We start from the raw sequence: 15827 nt of genomic DNA on the forward strand, positions 1-15827 counted from the left end.
GGATAACCGGGCTTCATCCGTCAGCCAGTGAACAATCCGTGATCAGACCGCGGCGGTCCGGCCGCGGCTGCGGTCACATCGACAGGTGTTCGATCGCGGCGACGCTGCCGAGGCGATCGGACAGGCGCTTGAGCAGTGCGAGCCGGTTGTTGCGGATGCGCTCGTCGTCGACGTTCACCATCACGCCATCGAAGAATGCATCGACCTGCGGACGCAGCCGCGCCAGGCGTCCGAGCACGGCCACGTAATCGCGCTGGTCGAGCAGCGGGCCGGTGTCGGCCACGGCGCTGTCGACGGCTTCGCCGAGTTCGCGCTCGGCCGGCTCGAGGTACAGGGCAGGGTCGATGGCGTCGGGCACCGCGCCTTCGACCTTGCGCAGGATGTTGCGGATGCGCTTGTTGGCCGCGGCCAGTGCTTCGGCCTCGGGCAACTTGGCGAACTCGCCGATCGCGTTGAGGCGGCGGTCGAAGTCGGGCAGCGAATCGTGGGCGACATTCTCGACCGCGTCGAACTGCGTGCCCGCCACGCCACGGTCGGCGTAGTAGCCGCGCAGGCGGTCATAGACGAACGAGGTGATGTCATAGCTGCCGATGTCCTTGGTGGCCGCCGGCTGCAGCGACAGTGCGCGCTCGACGAGATCGTGCAGGACCACGTCATGGCCGCCTTCCAGCAGCGTGCGCGCAAGGCCCAGCGCGTTGCGGCGCAGCGCGAACGGGTCCTTGTTGCCCGTGGGCTTCAGGCCTGCGGCGAAACCGCCGGCCAGCGTGTCCAGGCGCTCGGCGACCGCGAGCACCTGGCCCAGCGGGCTCGGCGCGATCGCATCGCCGGCGAAGCGCGGCATGTAGGCCTCGTCGATGGCGTTCGCCACTTCCAGCGGCTGGTTCTCGACCGCGGCGTAGTAGCGGCCGGCGATGCCCTGCAGTTCCGGGAACTCGCCGACCAGGCGCGATTGCAGGTCAGCCTTGGCCAGCAACGCAGCCTCGCGCGCCTGCTGCGGGTCGACGCCGGCCTGCGCCGCCACCATCTCGGCCAGCGTCGCCACACGCGCGACCTTGTCGGCGATGGAGCCGAGCTTGTCCTGGTACTTCACCGTCTTCAGGCCGTCGTTCATCGCCGTCAGGCCCTGCTTCATGTCCTCGACGAAGAAGAACTTCGCGTCGGAGAAGCGCGGCCGGATCACGCGCTCGTAGCCCTTGCGGACTTCGCTTTCGTCGCGCGACTCGATGTTGGCGATGCCGATGAAATGCTCGCTGAGCTTGCCTTCGGCGTCTAGCACCGGGAAGAACTTCTGGTTGGTTTCCATTGTTGCGATCAGCGCTTCCTGCGGCACCGCCAGGAACTGCCGCTCGAAGCTGCACGACACCGCCTTGGGCCACTCGGTGAGGCCGTTGACCTCTTCGAGGATGCCGCTGTCGATGCGCGCGCTGCCGCCGGCCGCGGTCGCGGCGGCGTTCACCTCCAGCACGATGCGCTCGCGGCGCTCGTCGGGATCGGCCAGCACCTTGGCGCCGCGCAGGAACTCGACATAGTCATTGGGCGTGCTGAACCACACCGGCTTGTCGTGCATGAAGCGGTGGCCGCGGCTCATGCGGTCGCTGGTCACGCCGAAGATCTGCGCGTCGACGACATCCTTGCCGTGCAGCACCACCAGCCAGTGCACCGGGCGGGCGAAACCGTAGTCGTGATCGCTCCAGCGCATCGGCTTGGGGATCGGCATCGCCGCGACGGCTTCGCGCAGGATTTCCGGCAGCAGCTCGGTGGTGCGCGCGCCCGGCTTCACCGCGCGGTGGACGAAGCGTTCGCCCTTGGCGTCGCTGGTCCTCTCGAGCGCGGTCCACTCGATGCCGGCCTTGGCGGCGAACCCCTGCAGGGCCTTGGTCGGCTGGCCATCGGCGTCCAGCGCGATGTTCAGGTACGGCCCGAGCACCTCGGATTTCTGCTCCGGCTGTTCGTCGGCGACACCGGGCAGCAGCACGGCCAGGCGGCGCGGCGTGTACAGCGGCTTGGCCTCGCCACGCGCTAAGGCGACGCCGCGCTTGCGCAGGCCATCGATCACGCCATCGAAGAATGCCTGGGCCAGGCCGGGCAGCGCCTTGACGGGAAGTTCTTCGGTACCCAGTTCGATCAGCAGCGGTTTCATGTCGTCACTTTTCTCTTGAATCACGCAGCCGGCGTCTTCTTCAGCACCGGAAAGCCCAGTTTCTCGCGCTGCGCGTAATAGGCCTCGGCCACGCCCTGGGCGATGCGGCGCACGCGCAGGATGTAGCGCTGGCGCTCGGTCACGCTGATCGCGCGACGTGCATCGAGCAGGTTGAAGCTGTGGCTGGCCTTGCAGACCTGGTCGTAGGCCGGCAACGGCAGGCCCAGTTCGATCAGCTTCAGCGCCTCGGCCTCGCAGGCGTCGAAGCGGTGGAAGAGCTCCGCGACGTCGGCATGCTCGAAGTTGTAGGCGCTCTGCTCGACTTCGTTCTGGTGGTAGACGTCGCCGTAGGTCACCGGCGTGCCGTCCGGTCCGTGTGTCCAGACCAGGTCGAAGACGTTGTCGACGTTCTGCAGGTACATGCACAGGCGCTCGAGACCGTAGGTGATCTCGCCCAGCACCGGTCGGCACTCCATGCCGCCGGCCTGCTGGAAGTAGGTGAACTGGGTCACCTCCATGCCGTTGAGCCAGACTTCCCAGCCCAGGCCCCAGGCGCCGAGCGTCGGCGATTCCCAGTTGTCCTCGACCAGGCGCAGGTCATGCACCAGCGGGTCCACGCCGAGCGCCTTGAGCGAATCGAAGTACAGCTCGACGATGTTGTCGGGGCTGGGCTTCATCGCCACCTGGTACTGGTAGTAGCGCTGCAGGCGGTTGGGGTTCTCGCCGTAGCGGCCGTCGGTGGGTCGGCGGCACGGCTGCACGTAGGCCGCGTTCCACGGCTCCGGGCCCAGCGAGCGCAGGAAGGTGGCCGGGTGGAAGGTGCCGGCGCCGACCTCCAGGTCGAGCGGCTGGATCAGCACGCAGCCCTGGTCCGCCCAGAAGGCGTTCAGACGCAGGATGAGTTCCTGGAAGGTAGGTGCGGCCATGGTTCCCGATTGGCGTGCTGCAAAGCGCGCTAGTATAGCCACGGGCCTTGATGCCGCTGGATTTTTTGCCCTTCCGGGTTGTGCAGAGCCTTGCCGCCGGAAGTCGTTTCACCCTTCACTCTGCAGTCCCCAGTACCGTGACCCATCGCCACAAGCGGCCTTTCCTGATCGTCGAAACCGGCCAGCCCGTCGCCTCGATGCGCCGCCATCGCGGCTTTCCCCACTGGATTCGCGTCGCCGCCGGCCTGGAGGCCGACGAAGCGGTCGTGGTCAATGTCGAGGACGGCCAGGCGCTGCCGGGCCGGGAAGGGTTCGCCGGCACGATCATCACCGGTTCCGCGGCGATGGTGACCGAGCGCCGCGAATGGAGCGAACGCAGCGCGGTCTGGTTGCGCGAGGCCGCGCAGGCCGGGATGCCGCTGTTTGGCATCTGCTATGGGCATCAGTTGCTGGCGCATGCGCTGGGCGGCGAGGTTGGCGACAACCCGGCCGGCCGCGAGATGGGCACGATCGGACTGCAATTGCACCCGCACGCCGAGCACGATCCGCTGTTTGCCGGCCTGCCGCCGCAGTTCGCGGCCCAGGCCACGCACCTGCAGACCGTGCTGCGCGCGCCTGAAGGCGCGACCGTGCTGGCGCGTTCGTCGCAGGACGATTGCCATGCCTTCCGCTGGGGCGAGCGCACCTGGGGCGTACAGTTCCACCCGGAATTCAGCGCCACGCACATGCGCGGCTACGTCCAGGCCAGGCAGGATGCGCTGCATCGCGAAGGTCGCTGCGCCAAGGCGCTGGCCCGCGACATCAGCGCAACGCCGCACGCACGGCGGGTGCTGCGCCGGTTCGTCCGGCACGCCCGCAACCTGCACGAACATTGAGCCGGCGGTCCTTGCGACCGCCACGGCGAACACAACACCACCTTTGAAAGACGGAATGGGGACAGCGATGACGCAGATTCGCAAAGTGCCGGCGAGTGCCGGTGCGGAATGGTTGCTTGGCGGATTCGCTCTGCTGCGCAAGGCGCCGATGGCGCTGGGCCTGCTCGGCCTGATCTGGGGCGGCCTGTCGGCACTGGCCTCGGAAACCGGGCAACTGTGGCTGAGTTTCCTGATCGCGGTGCTGGGACCGATCCTGTTTGGCGGCGTGATCCATGCCGCACGCGAAGTCGACCTGGGCCGCAGCGCGCAGCCGATGCACCTGCTCAAGGGCCTGCAATCAGGCAAGTTGCCGCGCCTGCTGGCGATGCTGCTGCCGCAGCTGGCGGCCTTGCTGGTGCTGGCGTTGCTGCTGATGGTGATGATCGGTGGCGAGCAGTTGCAGCACATTGCCCAGGTGATCCATCAGATGCAGACCAACCCCGACCCGGAACTGGCCAAGACGCTGCCGGCGGGCCGCATTTTCGGTTGGCTGGTGCTGGCGCTGGTGGTCGGCGTGGTGGCGGGCTTTTTCACGTTCATCGCCATCCCTGACGTGATGTTCACCGAGCGTGGTGCGTTCGCGGCGATGTCGATCAGTTTCCGTGCCTGCCTGCGCAACCTGGGTGCGCTGGTGGTGATGATGCTGCTGGTGTTCATCGCGATGTTCGCGATGAGCATCGTCGCCAACATCCTGATCGCGCTTCTGGCCTTCGCGATCGGCCAGCAGGCGGCCTTCTTCATCGGCCAGTTGCTGCTGATGGCGGTGCTGTTGCCGGTAATGGGCGGGACGATTTACTACGCTTGGCGCGGCATGCTCGGCGAGGCTCCGCCGGCCGTGCCGGTGGCGGCGGCGGCAGGTGGCATCGAGGTTTGACACCCATAAAAAAGCCCCGCCTAAGCGGGGCTTTTCTTTTGCGGCCTCAGGCCTCGCTTTCGGCCTTCTGCGGCACCAGCCAGCGCGCCGCCACGATCCCGACCTCGTAGAGCAGGCACATCGGGATGGCCAGCATCAGTTGCGAGACCACGTCGGGCGGGGTGATCACCGCGGCGATCACGAACACGCCGACCACCGCGTAGCCGCGAGAATCCTTCAGCTGCTGCGGCGTGACCCAGCCCAGCAGCACCAGAATCACCAGCGCCACCGGCAGCTCGAAGCTGGCGCCGAAGGCCAGGAAGATCACCAGGACGAAATCGAGGTACTTGCCGATGTCGGGCATCATCGCCACCACGTCCGGCGTGAACCTGGCCAGGAAGCCGAACACCGTCGGCAGCACCAGGAAGAACGCGAACGCGCAGCCGAGGTAGAACAGCGCCACCGCCGATACCAGCAGCGGCACGGCCAGGCGCTTCTCGCGCTGGTACAGGCCCGGCGCGACGAAGGCCCAGGCCTGGTAGAGCAGCCAGGGCATCGCCAGCAGCAATGCGGCGAAGAAGGCCAGCTTGATCGGCACGAAGAAACCGCCGGCCGGGTCGTTGGCGACCAGTTGCCCCGACGCCGGCAGGTTCGCCAGCAGCGGGGCGGCGAGCAGGCCATAGATGTCGGCGGCAAATGGCATCAAGGCCAGGAACACGACGAGCAGGCCAACCACCGCACGCAACAGGCGTGCGCGCAGTTCGATCAGATGGTCGATCAGGCGCGGCTCGATGCCGGCGTCACTGTCGGAGCCAGCGTCGGCGTGCGGGTGTGCGGGGTCGTGGTTCATGGGGGCGGCGGATTCATGGGAGCGCGGATCATTTGCGCTCGGTCGCGTCGGCGGCCGGGGTCGGGTCATTCGGCTCGACGGCCGCCGTGCTGCCTTCGACATCAACGGCCGGCCCGGACGAAACCGGGGCCTCGGCGTTCTCGGCGGAATCGCTGGCCGTGGCTGGCGAGCGCAACTCGGCGTCGATCTCGTCGACGCCGCGGCGCAGGGCGTCGCCCTCGCGCTGGATGCGGTTGCGCGCTTCATTGAAGCCGGACTTGATCTCGTCGTGGGCCTCGCGCAGCGACTGTTCGGTGTCGCGCAGGTTGCGCTTGAGCTCCTCGGCGGCCAGTTCGTGTTCGAGCTCGGACTTCACCGAGTGCCACTGCGCACGCGCGCGCCTCACCCACAGTCCGGCGAAGCGCGCCGCCTTGGGCAGGCGCTCCGGGCCCAGCACCAGCAGGGCGACGATCGCTATGACGAACAGCTCGGAAAAGCCGATATCGAACATGGCCGGCTACCGACGCAGGTCAGGACACACGCCGCGTCAGCGCGGCGTGTGGTCGTCTTGCTTGGTGTTGGCCGTTTCGCTGGACTGCTGTCCGGCGTCGCGCGAATCGTCGCGCAGCTGCGCCGCCGGCTTGTCGTCGTCGTCGCGCATGCCCTTCTTGAAGCCCTTCACGGCCTCGCCGAGGTCCTTGCCGACGTTGCCCAGGCGCTTGGTGCCAAACACCAGCACCACGATCACCAGCACGATCAGCCAGTGCCAAAGACTCAAACCGCCCATGAGATTGTCCGCAGGAAATGGATGCTCAGGATACCCCAGCGCCGTTGCCGGCGCTGTTGTTCCGGTGTGCGAAGTCCCGCCTGATCAGCCTGATCAGCGCGGCGACCCGTTCAGGGCAGCGGTTCGGCCTTGACCGGGCTCTCGACCGTCTCGAACTGGCTGGGCTTGGCCTGCGCCGGACCGGCCTGCTGGATCGGCGCGGTGGTGGCGGCAGGAGTGACCGGTGCGGCCGGCGCGGCTGCGCGCGGCGCCGGCGCGCCGCTGCGGGCACGTTCGTCGGCGCTGGCGTTGCTGCGGGCGGTGCGCGCGATCGAGCTGGCCTCCTCCAGGCGGTCGCGGAAATCGACCACCGCCGTCGACGGCTGGCCGTTCGCGCGGCCTTCGAAGATCATCCGCGGCGTCGTGTCGTTGCCGTAGACGGCCTCGTTGGCGGCGTCGTCGATCGACAGCACGGCGCCATCGAGGGCGATGCCGGCGAACAGGCCGCGGGCGCGCGACCACGACCAGATCTCGGCCTTGAGCTGGCCGTCGGTGGCGGTGGAGGCATTGCGGCCGACCGGACCGGCGGCGACGCCGGCATCGGCGCCGAGGGTGACCTTGCCGTTGACGATGTTGTCCAGGCCGCGGTCGCTGCGGAACACCAGCACGATGTCGGCCGACTGCACGCCGGCCTGGAAGCCGATGCTGCCGCCGGTGAGCTTGACGAAGCTGGGGTTGGACCAGGTGCCGTCGGGGTTCTTCACCGACAGCAGGCCATGGCCGCGACGGCCGCCCAGGACCAGGCCGACCTTGAGCGAATCGGGCACCACGACAATGCCGCGGGCTTCATCGAGCAGCTTGTCGGGAATGCCGGACTCGGGAATCTGCTGGATCTGCGTGAGCACGCGAACCGCGTCGACGGCGCGCTGGTCCTCGGTCGGGCCAGCCACCGCGGTGACCGCGAGGCTGAGGCTGAGCATCAGGACAGCAAGGCGCGGCAGGCGGTGGGACGGCAGACGGCGGGACATGGCGGACTCCAGGGGATATTTGGATTCGACCGCCAAAACGGCAGTCGGTTCAGGCTAGTTAAGCGGCGATGAATCCTCACCCAATCAGCGAAAACTGCAAGCGACCCAAACGGGCGTGCGTCGCATAAGCTGAAAGATCCCGCCGGGGCGCGGCGCGTATGCCCATCCGCAGGTGCAGCTGTCATCCTATGCACCATGCAAGCCCCCGCCAGCATTGCCGCCACCGGCGAATCCAAAGCCACTGACACCCGCCAGGTCGCCGACACCGCCGTGGTCCTGGTCAACCTGGGCACGCCCGACGCGGCCACGCCCGCTGCGGTGCGCCGCTACCTGGCCGAATTCCTCTCCGATCGCCGCGTCGTCTCGCTGCCGCGCGCGCTGTGGCTGCCGCTGCTGCACCTGGTAATCCTGCCGCTGCGCGCGAAGGTGGTATCGCGCAAGTACGCCAGCATCTGGGTCGCCGGCGATGACGGTGGATCGCCGCTGGCGGTGTACACGCGCAGGCTGGCCAGGGCGCTGCAGGACGAGCTCCCGCACCTGCGCGTGATCGATGCCATGCGTTACGGCACGCCGTCGCTTGCCTCGCGCCTGCGCCAGCTGCGCGCCGAAGGCGTGCGCCGCGCCGTGGTGCTGCCGCTGTACCCGCAATACTCCACCACGACGACGGCCTCGGTCGGTGACGTCCTGGCGGGCGCCGAGGATGGGCCGCAGACGCGCCTGATCGACGACTACCACCTCGATCCGGGCTGGGTCGAAACCGTGGCTGCCTCGATTCGCGACTACCGCTCCAGGCACGGCAGTGGCGAGCACCTGCTGTTCTCGTTCCACGGCTTGCCGCAGCGGCTGGTCGATGCCGGCGATCCGTACGCCGACCAGTGCCAGGCCAGCGCGCGCGCGATCGCCCGGTGCCTGGGCCTTGCCGATGACGCCTGGACGCTGAGCTACCAGTCGCGCTTCGGCCGCGACCGCTGGCTTGAACCCAGCACGCAGGGCACCTTGCGCGCACTGGCCGGACGTGGCGTGCGCAAGGTCGACGTGGTCGCCCCGGGCTTTCCGGTCGACTGCATCGAGACGCTGGAAGAAGTGGCGATGATGCTGGCGGAGGATTTCGCCGCGCATGCCGGCGACGCAGGTGCCGCGCTGCGTTACATCCCGTGCCTCAACGACAGTCGCGCGCATGCGCGCGTGCTGGCCGCCCTCGCAAACCATCGCCTCGAGACCTGGCACTGATGGCCTTACACCCGCTGCACGAATTCGTACTCGATACCCCGCTGGGCCGCATCGCCGGACTGCGCGGTGGCCAGGCCGGTGCGCCGCGCGTGCTGGCCCTGCACGGCTGGCTGGACAATGCCGCCAGCTTCGTGCCGCTGGCCGCGCATCTGCACGGTATCGAGCTGGTCGCGCCGGACCTGCCCGGCCACGGCGCCAGCGCGCACCTGGCGCCAGGTGCGGATTATTCGTTCGCCGCCGCCGTGAACGCCGTGCTCGATGTCGCCGACGCGCTGGGCTGGGATCGCTTTTCCCTGCTGGGCCACTCGATGGGCGCGGGCATCTCCAGCCTCGTTGCCGCGGCGTGCCCGGAGCGCGTCGAACGCCTGGTTGCGATCGAAGCGCTTGGGGCCCTGGCGGAGCGGCCCGAGCGTACGGTGGCGCGCCTGCGCGAGGCGGTCGCGGCGATGCGCGCGCTGCCCGGGAAGTCGTTGCGGGTGTTTCCCGATCCGATGGTTGCGGTGCGCGCGCGCATGGCGGCCGGCGCGCAGGTCGGCAGCCGCCTCAGTGAGTCGGCTGCACGCTTGCTGGTTGAACGCGGTGTGGCGCCGGTCGAGGGTGGTTTTGTCTGGTCGAGCGATCCGCGCCTGACGCTGCCATCGATGCAGCGCCTGACCGAGCCGCAGATCCGCGACCTGGTCGCCGGCATCGAATGCCCGACGCGGGTGATCTTCGCCAATCCGGCCCAGTCGTACCTGCCCGATGCGCTCCGGCGCGAGCGTGCGGGCCTGTTGCCCCATGGCGAGCTGGTGGTGCTGGAAGGCGGGCACCATCTGCACATGGAGGATCCGGCGCTGGTGGCGGCCACGATCGGCGATTTCCTGACGGGCTAGCCCGCTCGCCGGTGGCTTCGGAAGGGCGTCGTCCACCGCGCCGGCAATTCACTGCCCGGTCTTCGTTTGAAAAGCCGTCATTCCCGCGAAGGCGGGAACCCAGGGACGTTGCTTCTGCCCGTCATTCCCGCGAAGGCGGGAACCCAGGGACGTTGCCGGCTACGCCGCCGTCTTCCCGCACAGCGCGCGCAGCGTCGCCTTCAGGCGACGGCCTTCGCCGTGGAAATACTCGCGTTCCTCGCGCCAGTGCGGGCAGCGGGCTTCGACTTCGCGCCAGAACGAGCGCGAGTGGTCGGCGTGGATGAGGTGACACAGTTCATGCACCACCACGTATTCGAATGCGCTCGGGCGAGCCAGCACCAGCGACAGGTCCAGCGCCATCGAGCCGTCCGGCGCCAGCGAGCCCCATTGCGACGACATCATCTTGAACGTCACCCGTCGCGGCGCCCGCGGCAGTGACGGCAGGTAGCGCGGCAACCAGCGGCCGACGTCGGTGCGCGCCTGCCCTTCATAGAAGTCGCGCGCGGCACGACGGATCGCGACCTCGCCGGCACGGTCGGGCAGGGTGAACAGAAGTGCGGGCTCGGCGCTGGCAGTGTCGGCTTCCAGGCGGGTGAAGCGGCCTGGCTGCCATTGCAGCGGAAGCATCGCACCGCGCAGCGGAAGTTCGGCGGTGAGGTCGCGTTCGAGCGGCGGCACGCCGTCGATGCCGTAGCGGTCGAGCTGTACGCCCAACCATTGCCGGTGTTCGTCGACGAAGCGCTCGGCGGCGGCAATGCTGCAGCGCGTGGGCATCGTCAGCCGCGCGCCGCGCTCGTCCACCGACAGCTTGAGCCGGCGCGCGCGCGGGTCGCGCACGCGCTGCAGGACGATGGTGCGGCCATCGTCCAGCTCGACGTCGAGCGCTTCACGCTCGATCGTGCGTGGCTTCGGCGCGAGCAGGCGACCGAACATTCGAAACTGGGAAGGCATGGCGGACGGCTCGGTGGGAGTGCGAACACGTGGCACGAGACCGATCATACGTGCTTGCGCCTGCTCCTGGTTTCGCCGCGATGACAGCTGTGGTGCGCCCCGTTTGTCAGAGTTGTGCGCGGTCAGAGTTCGGCGCGTGACAGCTTGAGCGCGGCTTCGAGCACCGTGAACAGGCGCTTGAACTCGCCGGCCATCAGCACGAAGCGTGCGTCGAGCTCGGCACGCAGGTCTTCGCGCTCGGTCGACTCGAGGCCGTCGACGGCGCCATCGAGCAGCTTGAACTTGCGCACCACCAGGTCCTCGCCGAGCACGAACGACACGTGGTCATCCAGGGTCAGGGCCAGGCGCGTGACCTGCTTGCCCGATTCCAGGTGCTTGGCGATCTCGTCGCTCTGCAGTTCCATGCGCTGCACCTTGACCACCGCGCCCTGGTCGATCGGGTCGCGCAGCTCGCATTCATCGCCCAGCGACAGGCCCTCGGGCATCTCCTCGCCCGCGACCCAGCCGGTCAGTACCGTGCGCGGCGCGATCTCGGCATTGAGCGGCAGCGCCGGGAAACTGCCCAGGGCGCGGCGGATCTCGCTGACCACGTTCTCGCCGCTCTTGCGGCTGGAGGTGTCAACGGCGACCACGCCGTGGCCCATGTCGATCAGGGCGTCGGTGCGGCTGGGCTTCACAAACGCGCGCGGCAGCAGGTCGGTGATCAGCTCGTCCTTGATGCGCTTGCGGGTGCGGCCGCCGGGCTTGCGGCCTTCCTTCTGCTCGATCTCGGCCAGCTTCTTGGCGAGCATGTCGTTGACGACCGAGCCGGGCAGGATCTTGTCCTCGCCGCCGACCGCGAGCCAGGTGGCATCGCTGCGGGTGTGGGAAAGCTCGTCGTCGCCGCGGCCGAACGGGGAGATGAAGCCACGGCTGGACAGTTCCAGCGGGCCGACCGGCTTGAGCAGGCATTCGCCCAGGCCGGTATTGAGTTCATCGAGTTTGGTGGTGGTGGGGAAGCGGAACAGCGTCAGGTTGCGGAAGAACATCGAGGATCCTGGAAAGAGAGGTATAGACCGTCATTCCCGCGAAGGCGGGAACCCAGTGTCTTTCGCTTGCGCGATGCGAAGGGAAGTCGCTGGGTTCCCGCCTTCGCGGGAATGACGGTGAGTGTCGTGCGATGCATCAAGTCTGGCTGTCTTCGTCGCGTGCCGGCTCCCCTGCCAGCCACGCGTGGGCATCCGGCAACGGCGCATCGCCATGTCGGCCGAGTGCAAGGAAGTCGAACAGGTTCGGATCTGACAGCTTCGACGGGCGGACGTCGCCGAGTGCGCGGGCGATGGATTCAATCCGTCCCGGGGTCTCGCGCTCCCAGGCATCCATCATCCGCTTTACCTGCTTGCGCTGCAGGTTTTCCTGCGAACCGCACAGGTTGCACGGAATGATCGGGAACTGCCTGGCCTCGGCGTAGGCGGCGATGTCATCCTCGCGCACGTAGGCGAGGGGGCGGATCACCACGTGCCGGCCGTCGTCGGACAGCAGCTTGGGCGGCATGCCACCGAGCTTGGCGTGGAAGAACAGGTTCAGGAAGAACGTCGATACCAGATCGTCACGATGATGGCCCAGCGCGATCTTGGTGAAGCCGTGCTCGGCCGCGTACGCATACAGCGCGCCACGGCGCAGGCGCGAGCACAGCGAGCACAGGGTCTTGCCTTCGGGCACCACGCGCGTGACCACCGAGTAGGTGTCCTGCTCGAGGATCCGGTAGTCCACCCCGATCGATTCGAGGTAGCCCGGCAACACGTGGGCGGGGAAATCCGGCTGCTTCTGGTCGAGGTTGACGGCGACCAGCTCGAACTTCACCGGAGCCCTGGCCTGCAACTGCCGCAGGATGTCGAGCATCGTGTAGCTGTCCTTGCCGCCCGACAGGCACACCATGACCTTGTCGCCGTCCTCGATCATGCCGAAGTCGGCGATCGCGCGGCCCACCTGGTGGCGCAGGCGCTTGGCCAGCTTGTTGTTCTCGTGCGCGCGGCGCTGGACGGCGCGCACGCGGGGCGCAGGTTCGAGAAGGGGCAGGACGGTGCTCATCGGACCGCCATTCTACCGGGCAGGGATTCTGGCCGGGCACAGATCCTGCCGGCTGCGGCAGCGGTGACGCCTGCAACGCGGCCGCGTTAAGCTTCGCCGATGATCGAAAGCGACGATCCCGCCGTCCTCGCGCGCCAGCTGGCCGAGCTGCGTCTGGAGCACCGCGACCTCGACGTGGCGATCGAGCGCCTGGCGCGCGAACCCGACACCGACGAGCTCACCGTCAAGCGCCTGAAAAAGCGCAAGCTGTGGTTGAAGGACTGCATCTCGCGGATCGAGAGCGCACTGATTCCCGACGAACCGGCCTGAAGGCCGCGGCACCAGCGGCGCCTGCGGCAACCCTGGCTCAGCTTGCCGGTGTCGCCGGCTCGACCGGGGCGGCCTTGGCCGTCTCCGGGCTGATCTTCTCGATGGTGTGGCGCAACTCGCGGCCGAGGATGACCTTGGCGTCCTTGGCCCAGGCGTCCAGCCGCGCGTCGAACGCCAGCTTGCCGTTCCCGTCCGGCCACACCAGCTTCATCTCGCGCAGCTTCTGGATGAAGCCGCGGAACAGGGTCTTGTCGAAGAACTCCGGCGCCGCCGGTGCGTACAGCAACGACAACCGCTGCGCCGCCAGCTGGCACATGCTTTCCAGCTCGGACGCGGTGAGCGTGCCGGCGCCGTTCTTCACCAGCACCGAAATGGCGATGTAGTAGCGCTCGAATGCCTGTTGCAGCGAATGGCCGATTGCGCGCAGGCGGAACACCTCGTCGGTCTGGCCGGCGTTGCGGGCGAGGATGCCGCCTTCTTCCTCGTTGATGCGCTCGAGCAGGCCTTCGCGGATGAACACCTCGATGGTGTCCGACAGGCGCTGCGCGAACTGCTCCTCGCTCCACGGCAGGAACAGCTCGGCCTGCAGAAACGGATAGACATTGCGGCCCAGGCGCAGCACGCCGGCCTGGCTCATGCGGCGGTTGTTCTGGAAGCAGCAGGCGATCCACGACGCCGCGGTGAACAGATGCAGCACGTTGTTGCGGAAGTAGCTCAGCAGCACCGCGTTGTCGCCGCTCACCCCGAGCACGTCGCCGAGCGGGTGCGCGGTCCGGCTGAGGACGTTGATCTCCTCGCCGTGGGCCACGATCTCCTGCGGCGAGTGCGGCGTGACGGTGACGCGGTCGGAATACGGCAGCGTCGCCAGCAGTGTCTTGCTCAGGGTGATCTGCGCCAGCAGGTCGGCTTCGCCCATCGCGTGCTTGGGCGTCGACAGCAGGGCCAGGGCCAGCAGGTTGATCGGATTGACGTCGGCGGCGCGGTTGACGTTGACCTGGATGTGTTCGGCCAGCGCATCGACGGCGCCGGACAGCCACGCCGGCTTTTCCTCGTCGCCGACCGGCGCGCCATCCCAGTCCGGCGCATGCTCGGCGAGCACGTCGTTGAGGCGGATCGGTTCGCCGAAATTCACCACGACCTGGCCGTAGTTGCTGCGCAGCACCTTGGGGATGCCCCACAGCAGCGCCCAGATCGATTCCTTCTCCTTCGGCTTGCCCGAGAGCTCGTCGAGGTAGCTGTTGCCTTCCATCAGCTTTTCGTAGCCGATGTAGACCGGCTGGAACAGCACCGGGCGCGTGGGCTGGCGCAGGTACGCGCGCAGCGTCATCGCCACCATGCCGCCCTTGGGCTGCAGCAAGCGGCCGGTGCGCGAGCGGCCGCCTTCGACGAAGTACTCGATCGAATAGCCACCCGACACCAGCTGGGCCACGTACTCGCCCAGCACCGCCGAATACAGCGCGCTGCCGCGGATGCTGCGGCGGATGAAGAACGCGCCGCCCTTGCGAAGCAGGGTGCCGACGACGGGCAGGTTGAGGTTGATGCCGGCCACGATGTGCGGCGGCACGATGCCGCGCGTGTACAGCAGGTAGCTCAGCAGCAGGTAGTCCATGTGGCTGCGGTGGCAGGGCACGTAGACCACTTCGTGGCCGGGCGCGTCTTCCTTGAGCTGGTCGAGGTGGTGCACCAGCACGCCGCGGTAGATGCGGTTCCACACCGGCGCCAGCAGGAAGCTGACCGAACGCACCACCGGGTGCGAGTAATCGGCGGCGATCTCGTAGGCGTAGGTGTGGGCTTTCTTCCAGGCGTCGGCGAGCTTGGAACTGTCGCGACGCGCCTGGTCGGCGATGGCGTCGCGCACCGTGGCCGAGGTCAGCACCTGGTCCACCAGCAGGCGCCGGGTCGACAGGTCCGGGCCGATCACGGCCGCGCGGATGCGACGGAAGTGCGCGCGCAGCACGCGCGACAGCTTGCGCACCGTGCGCTCGGCCGGCAGGCCTTCGTCGACGATGGCGCGCAGGCCGATCGGCGGGGCGAAGCGCACCAGGGTGTCGCGGCCGTTGAGGGCGATGGCCAGCAGGCGGCGGAAGCGGCCGACCAGCGTCCAGTTTTCCGAGAACAGCACCGAGAACCAGCCGCTGTTCTTGTCCGGCGCGCGGCCGACGAAGATCGACACCGGCACCAGCTGCACGTCCAGGGTGGGGTCGTTGCGGTGCGCGTCGAGCAGGCGCGCCAGCGAGCTGGAGTGGCTCTTGGTGGTCGGCTCGGCGGTGCCAGCCAGGGCCTGCAGCTGCGCCAGGGTGTTGACGTTGCGGCGCGACAGCGCGAGGTAGGCGCGCTTTCTCCGCAGCGGATCGCCGGGCAGCGGCTGCAGCGGCGAGGGCAGTCCGGATTCGCGGCAGGCGCGTTCCAGGATCAGCGCGTTGCTCAGGCCGTAGTCCTCGAGCACGTAGCAGACCGGGCGGCCGCTCCATTCCTCGGGGATCTCGGCGGTCGGGTTGCGCGGCTCGATGGTCAGCTGCACCCACGGCGCCATCATCCGGCCGAGCAGCTTGGCCCACCATGGGCGGCGCGGTGCGCCCGATGGGCGACGGCGCTCGGGACGGACGGTCGAGCCGGCGGGCTGGACAACGGCCGGCATTGGCAGTTCCGGCTGGGCCGGATCGGGCTCGGGCTGCGGCTGCGTGTCCGGCTCGGGCGACGTCCCGGCAGCTCCGTCGGCGATGGCTTCGGGCGCGGCCTCGGGCGCGTACTCCAGCGCGTGCTCCGGCGCGGCCTCGGGCACAGTTTCGGGCGCGGTTTCGGGCACAGTCTCGGACCCGGCGGTCGGGCTGGCGGCGGTGGCCGGCGCGTCCTTGGCCGGTTCCGGGAATGGCAGGGGAGTCTGATTCGGCATCGCGGGCATTATGCCTATCGCGGTC

The 15827-nt window shown here is 68.3% G+C and carries 15 protein-coding genes; 5 read left to right on the top strand and 10 right to left on the bottom strand.

From position 1 onward, the window contains the following. Positions 1 to 73: 73 nt before the first annotated feature. Positions 74 to 2140 (bottom strand): glycine--tRNA ligase subunit beta, encoded by a 2067-nt coding sequence (gene glyS / locus AC1DER_RS09855; RefSeq protein WP_477247384.1) that lies wholly within the window; start codon positions 2138 to 2140, stop codon positions 74 to 76. A 20-nt stretch (positions 2141 to 2160) separates the two neighbouring features. After that, a complete protein-coding gene (glyQ, locus tag AC1DER_RS09860; protein WP_441815557.1) occupies positions 2161 to 3066 on the bottom strand; it encodes a glycine--tRNA ligase subunit alpha in 906 nt (301 codons plus the stop codon). A 137-nt stretch (positions 3067 to 3203) separates the two neighbouring features. Here glyQ and AC1DER_RS09865 point away from each other — a divergent pair, with 137 nt between their 5' ends. Both AC1DER_RS09865 and AC1DER_RS09870 read left to right on the top strand, forming a co-directional pair. Then, positions 3204 to 3941, top strand: coding sequence for a glutamine amidotransferase (locus AC1DER_RS09865; protein ID WP_477247382.1), 738 nt, complete (start codon positions 3204 to 3206; stop codon positions 3939 to 3941). Positions 3942 to 4008: 67 nt separating this feature from the next. After that, entirely contained in the window at positions 4009 to 4854 is an 846-nt protein-coding gene (locus AC1DER_RS09870) for a BPSS1780 family membrane protein (protein ID WP_477247380.1), read from the top strand. Positions 4855 to 4900: 46 nt separating this feature from the next. Here the strand turns inward: AC1DER_RS09870 and tatC are convergent, their stop codons facing one another. The 4 genes from tatC to AC1DER_RS09890 all read right to left on the bottom strand — a co-directional run bounded on the left by tatC (position 4901) and on the right by AC1DER_RS09890 (position 7456). Further along, positions 4901 to 5683, bottom strand: coding sequence for a twin-arginine translocase subunit TatC (tatC, locus tag AC1DER_RS09875; protein ID WP_441815554.1), 783 nt, complete (start codon positions 5681 to 5683; stop codon positions 4901 to 4903). A gap of 28 nt (positions 5684 to 5711) precedes the next feature. Next, positions 5712 to 6173, bottom strand: coding sequence for a Sec-independent protein translocase protein TatB (tatB, locus tag AC1DER_RS09880; protein WP_477247377.1), 462 nt, complete (start codon positions 6171 to 6173; stop codon positions 5712 to 5714). Positions 6174 to 6209: 36 nt separating this feature from the next. Beyond that, positions 6210 to 6449, bottom strand: a complete 240-nt coding sequence (gene tatA, locus AC1DER_RS09885; protein WP_477247375.1) for a Sec-independent protein translocase subunit TatA — start codon at positions 6447 to 6449, stop codon at positions 6210 to 6212. A 110-nt stretch (positions 6450 to 6559) separates the two neighbouring features. Continuing rightward, a complete protein-coding gene (locus AC1DER_RS09890; protein ID WP_477357920.1) occupies positions 6560 to 7456 on the bottom strand; it encodes a lipid-binding SYLF domain-containing protein in 897 nt (298 codons plus the stop codon). Positions 7457 to 7651: 195 nt separating this feature from the next. Between AC1DER_RS09890 and hemH the strand changes: the two genes are divergently transcribed. Both hemH and AC1DER_RS09900 read left to right on the top strand, forming a co-directional pair. Continuing rightward, the gene (hemH, locus tag AC1DER_RS09895; RefSeq protein ID WP_477248249.1) at positions 7652 to 8686 is read left to right on the top strand and encodes a ferrochelatase; all 1035 of its coding nucleotides are present in this window, start codon (positions 7652 to 7654) and stop codon (positions 8684 to 8686) included. Beyond that, positions 8686 to 9558, top strand: a complete 873-nt coding sequence (locus AC1DER_RS09900; RefSeq protein ID WP_477248251.1) for an alpha/beta fold hydrolase — start codon at positions 8686 to 8688, stop codon at positions 9556 to 9558. Before hemH ends, AC1DER_RS09900 begins: the two co-directional genes overlap by 1 nt. A gap of 159 nt (positions 9559 to 9717) precedes the next feature. Here the strand turns inward: AC1DER_RS09900 and AC1DER_RS09905 are convergent, their stop codons facing one another. The 3 genes from AC1DER_RS09905 to ttcA all read right to left on the bottom strand — a co-directional run bounded on the left by AC1DER_RS09905 (position 9718) and on the right by ttcA (position 12600). Continuing rightward, positions 9718 to 10530, bottom strand: a complete 813-nt coding sequence (locus tag AC1DER_RS09905) for a M48 family metallopeptidase (protein ID WP_441815548.1) — start codon at positions 10528 to 10530, stop codon at positions 9718 to 9720. A 122-nt stretch (positions 10531 to 10652) separates the two neighbouring features. Then, positions 10653 to 11558, bottom strand: a complete 906-nt coding sequence (locus tag AC1DER_RS09910) for a recombination-associated protein RdgC (RefSeq protein WP_477248254.1) — start codon at positions 11556 to 11558, stop codon at positions 10653 to 10655. Between the two features lie 136 nt (positions 11559 to 11694). Beyond that, entirely contained in the window at positions 11695 to 12600 is a 906-nt protein-coding gene (gene ttcA / locus AC1DER_RS09915; protein WP_477357923.1) for a tRNA 2-thiocytidine(32) synthetase TtcA, read from the bottom strand. Positions 12601 to 12699: 99 nt separating this feature from the next. Between ttcA and AC1DER_RS09920 the strand changes: the two genes are divergently transcribed. Beyond that, positions 12700 to 12909 carry a YdcH family protein gene (locus AC1DER_RS09920; protein ID WP_477248258.1) on the top strand — a complete coding sequence of 70 codons (210 nt, stop codon included), beginning with the start codon at positions 12700 to 12702 and terminating at the stop codon, positions 12907 to 12909. Positions 12910 to 12946: 37 nt separating this feature from the next. Here the strand turns inward: AC1DER_RS09920 and plsB are convergent, their stop codons facing one another. Further along, on the bottom strand, positions 12947 to 15811 hold the full coding sequence (plsB, locus tag AC1DER_RS09925; RefSeq protein ID WP_477248260.1) for a glycerol-3-phosphate 1-O-acyltransferase PlsB: 2865 nt from the start codon (positions 15809 to 15811) through the stop codon (positions 12947 to 12949). Positions 15812 to 15827: the final 16 nt, after the last annotated feature.

It is taken from the genome of Lysobacter sp. 05T417 (assembly GCF_056396405.1).

Excerpts from the sequence above, each read along its gene's own strand:
- glyS (WP_477247384.1), bottom strand. The coding sequence starts at position 2,140 with ATGAAACCGCTGCTGATCGAACTGGGTACCGAAGAACTTCCCGTCAAG.
- glyQ (WP_441815557.1), bottom strand. The coding sequence starts at position 3,066 with ATGGCCGCACCTACCTTCCAGGAACTCATCCTGCGTCTGAACGCCTTC.
- AC1DER_RS09870 (WP_477247380.1), top strand. The coding sequence starts at position 4,009 with ATGACGCAGATTCGCAAAGTGCCGGCGAGTGCCGGTGCGGAATGGTTG.
- tatC (WP_441815554.1), bottom strand. The coding sequence starts at position 5,683 with ATGAACCACGACCCCGCACACCCGCACGCCGACGCTGGCTCCGACAGT.
- tatB (WP_477247377.1), bottom strand. The coding sequence starts at position 6,173 with ATGTTCGATATCGGCTTTTCCGAGCTGTTCGTCATAGCGATCGTCGCC.
- tatA (WP_477247375.1), bottom strand. The coding sequence starts at position 6,449 with ATGGGCGGTTTGAGTCTTTGGCACTGGCTGATCGTGCTGGTGATCGTG.
- AC1DER_RS09890 (WP_477357920.1), bottom strand. The coding sequence starts at position 7,456 with ATGTCCCGCCGTCTGCCGTCCCACCGCCTGCCGCGCCTTGCTGTCCTG.
- hemH (WP_477248249.1), top strand. The coding sequence starts at position 7,652 with ATGCAAGCCCCCGCCAGCATTGCCGCCACCGGCGAATCCAAAGCCACT.
- AC1DER_RS09900 (WP_477248251.1), top strand. The coding sequence starts at position 8,686 with ATGGCCTTACACCCGCTGCACGAATTCGTACTCGATACCCCGCTGGGC.
- AC1DER_RS09905 (WP_441815548.1), bottom strand. The coding sequence starts at position 10,530 with ATGCCTTCCCAGTTTCGAATGTTCGGTCGCCTGCTCGCGCCGAAGCCA.
- AC1DER_RS09910 (WP_477248254.1), bottom strand. The coding sequence starts at position 11,558 with ATGTTCTTCCGCAACCTGACGCTGTTCCGCTTCCCCACCACCACCAAA.
- ttcA (WP_477357923.1), bottom strand. The coding sequence starts at position 12,600 with ATGAGCACCGTCCTGCCCCTTCTCGAACCTGCGCCCCGCGTGCGCGCC.
- AC1DER_RS09920 (WP_477248258.1), top strand. The coding sequence starts at position 12,700 with ATGATCGAAAGCGACGATCCCGCCGTCCTCGCGCGCCAGCTGGCCGAG.
- plsB (WP_477248260.1), bottom strand. The coding sequence starts at position 15,811 with ATGCCCGCGATGCCGAATCAGACTCCCCTGCCATTCCCGGAACCGGCC.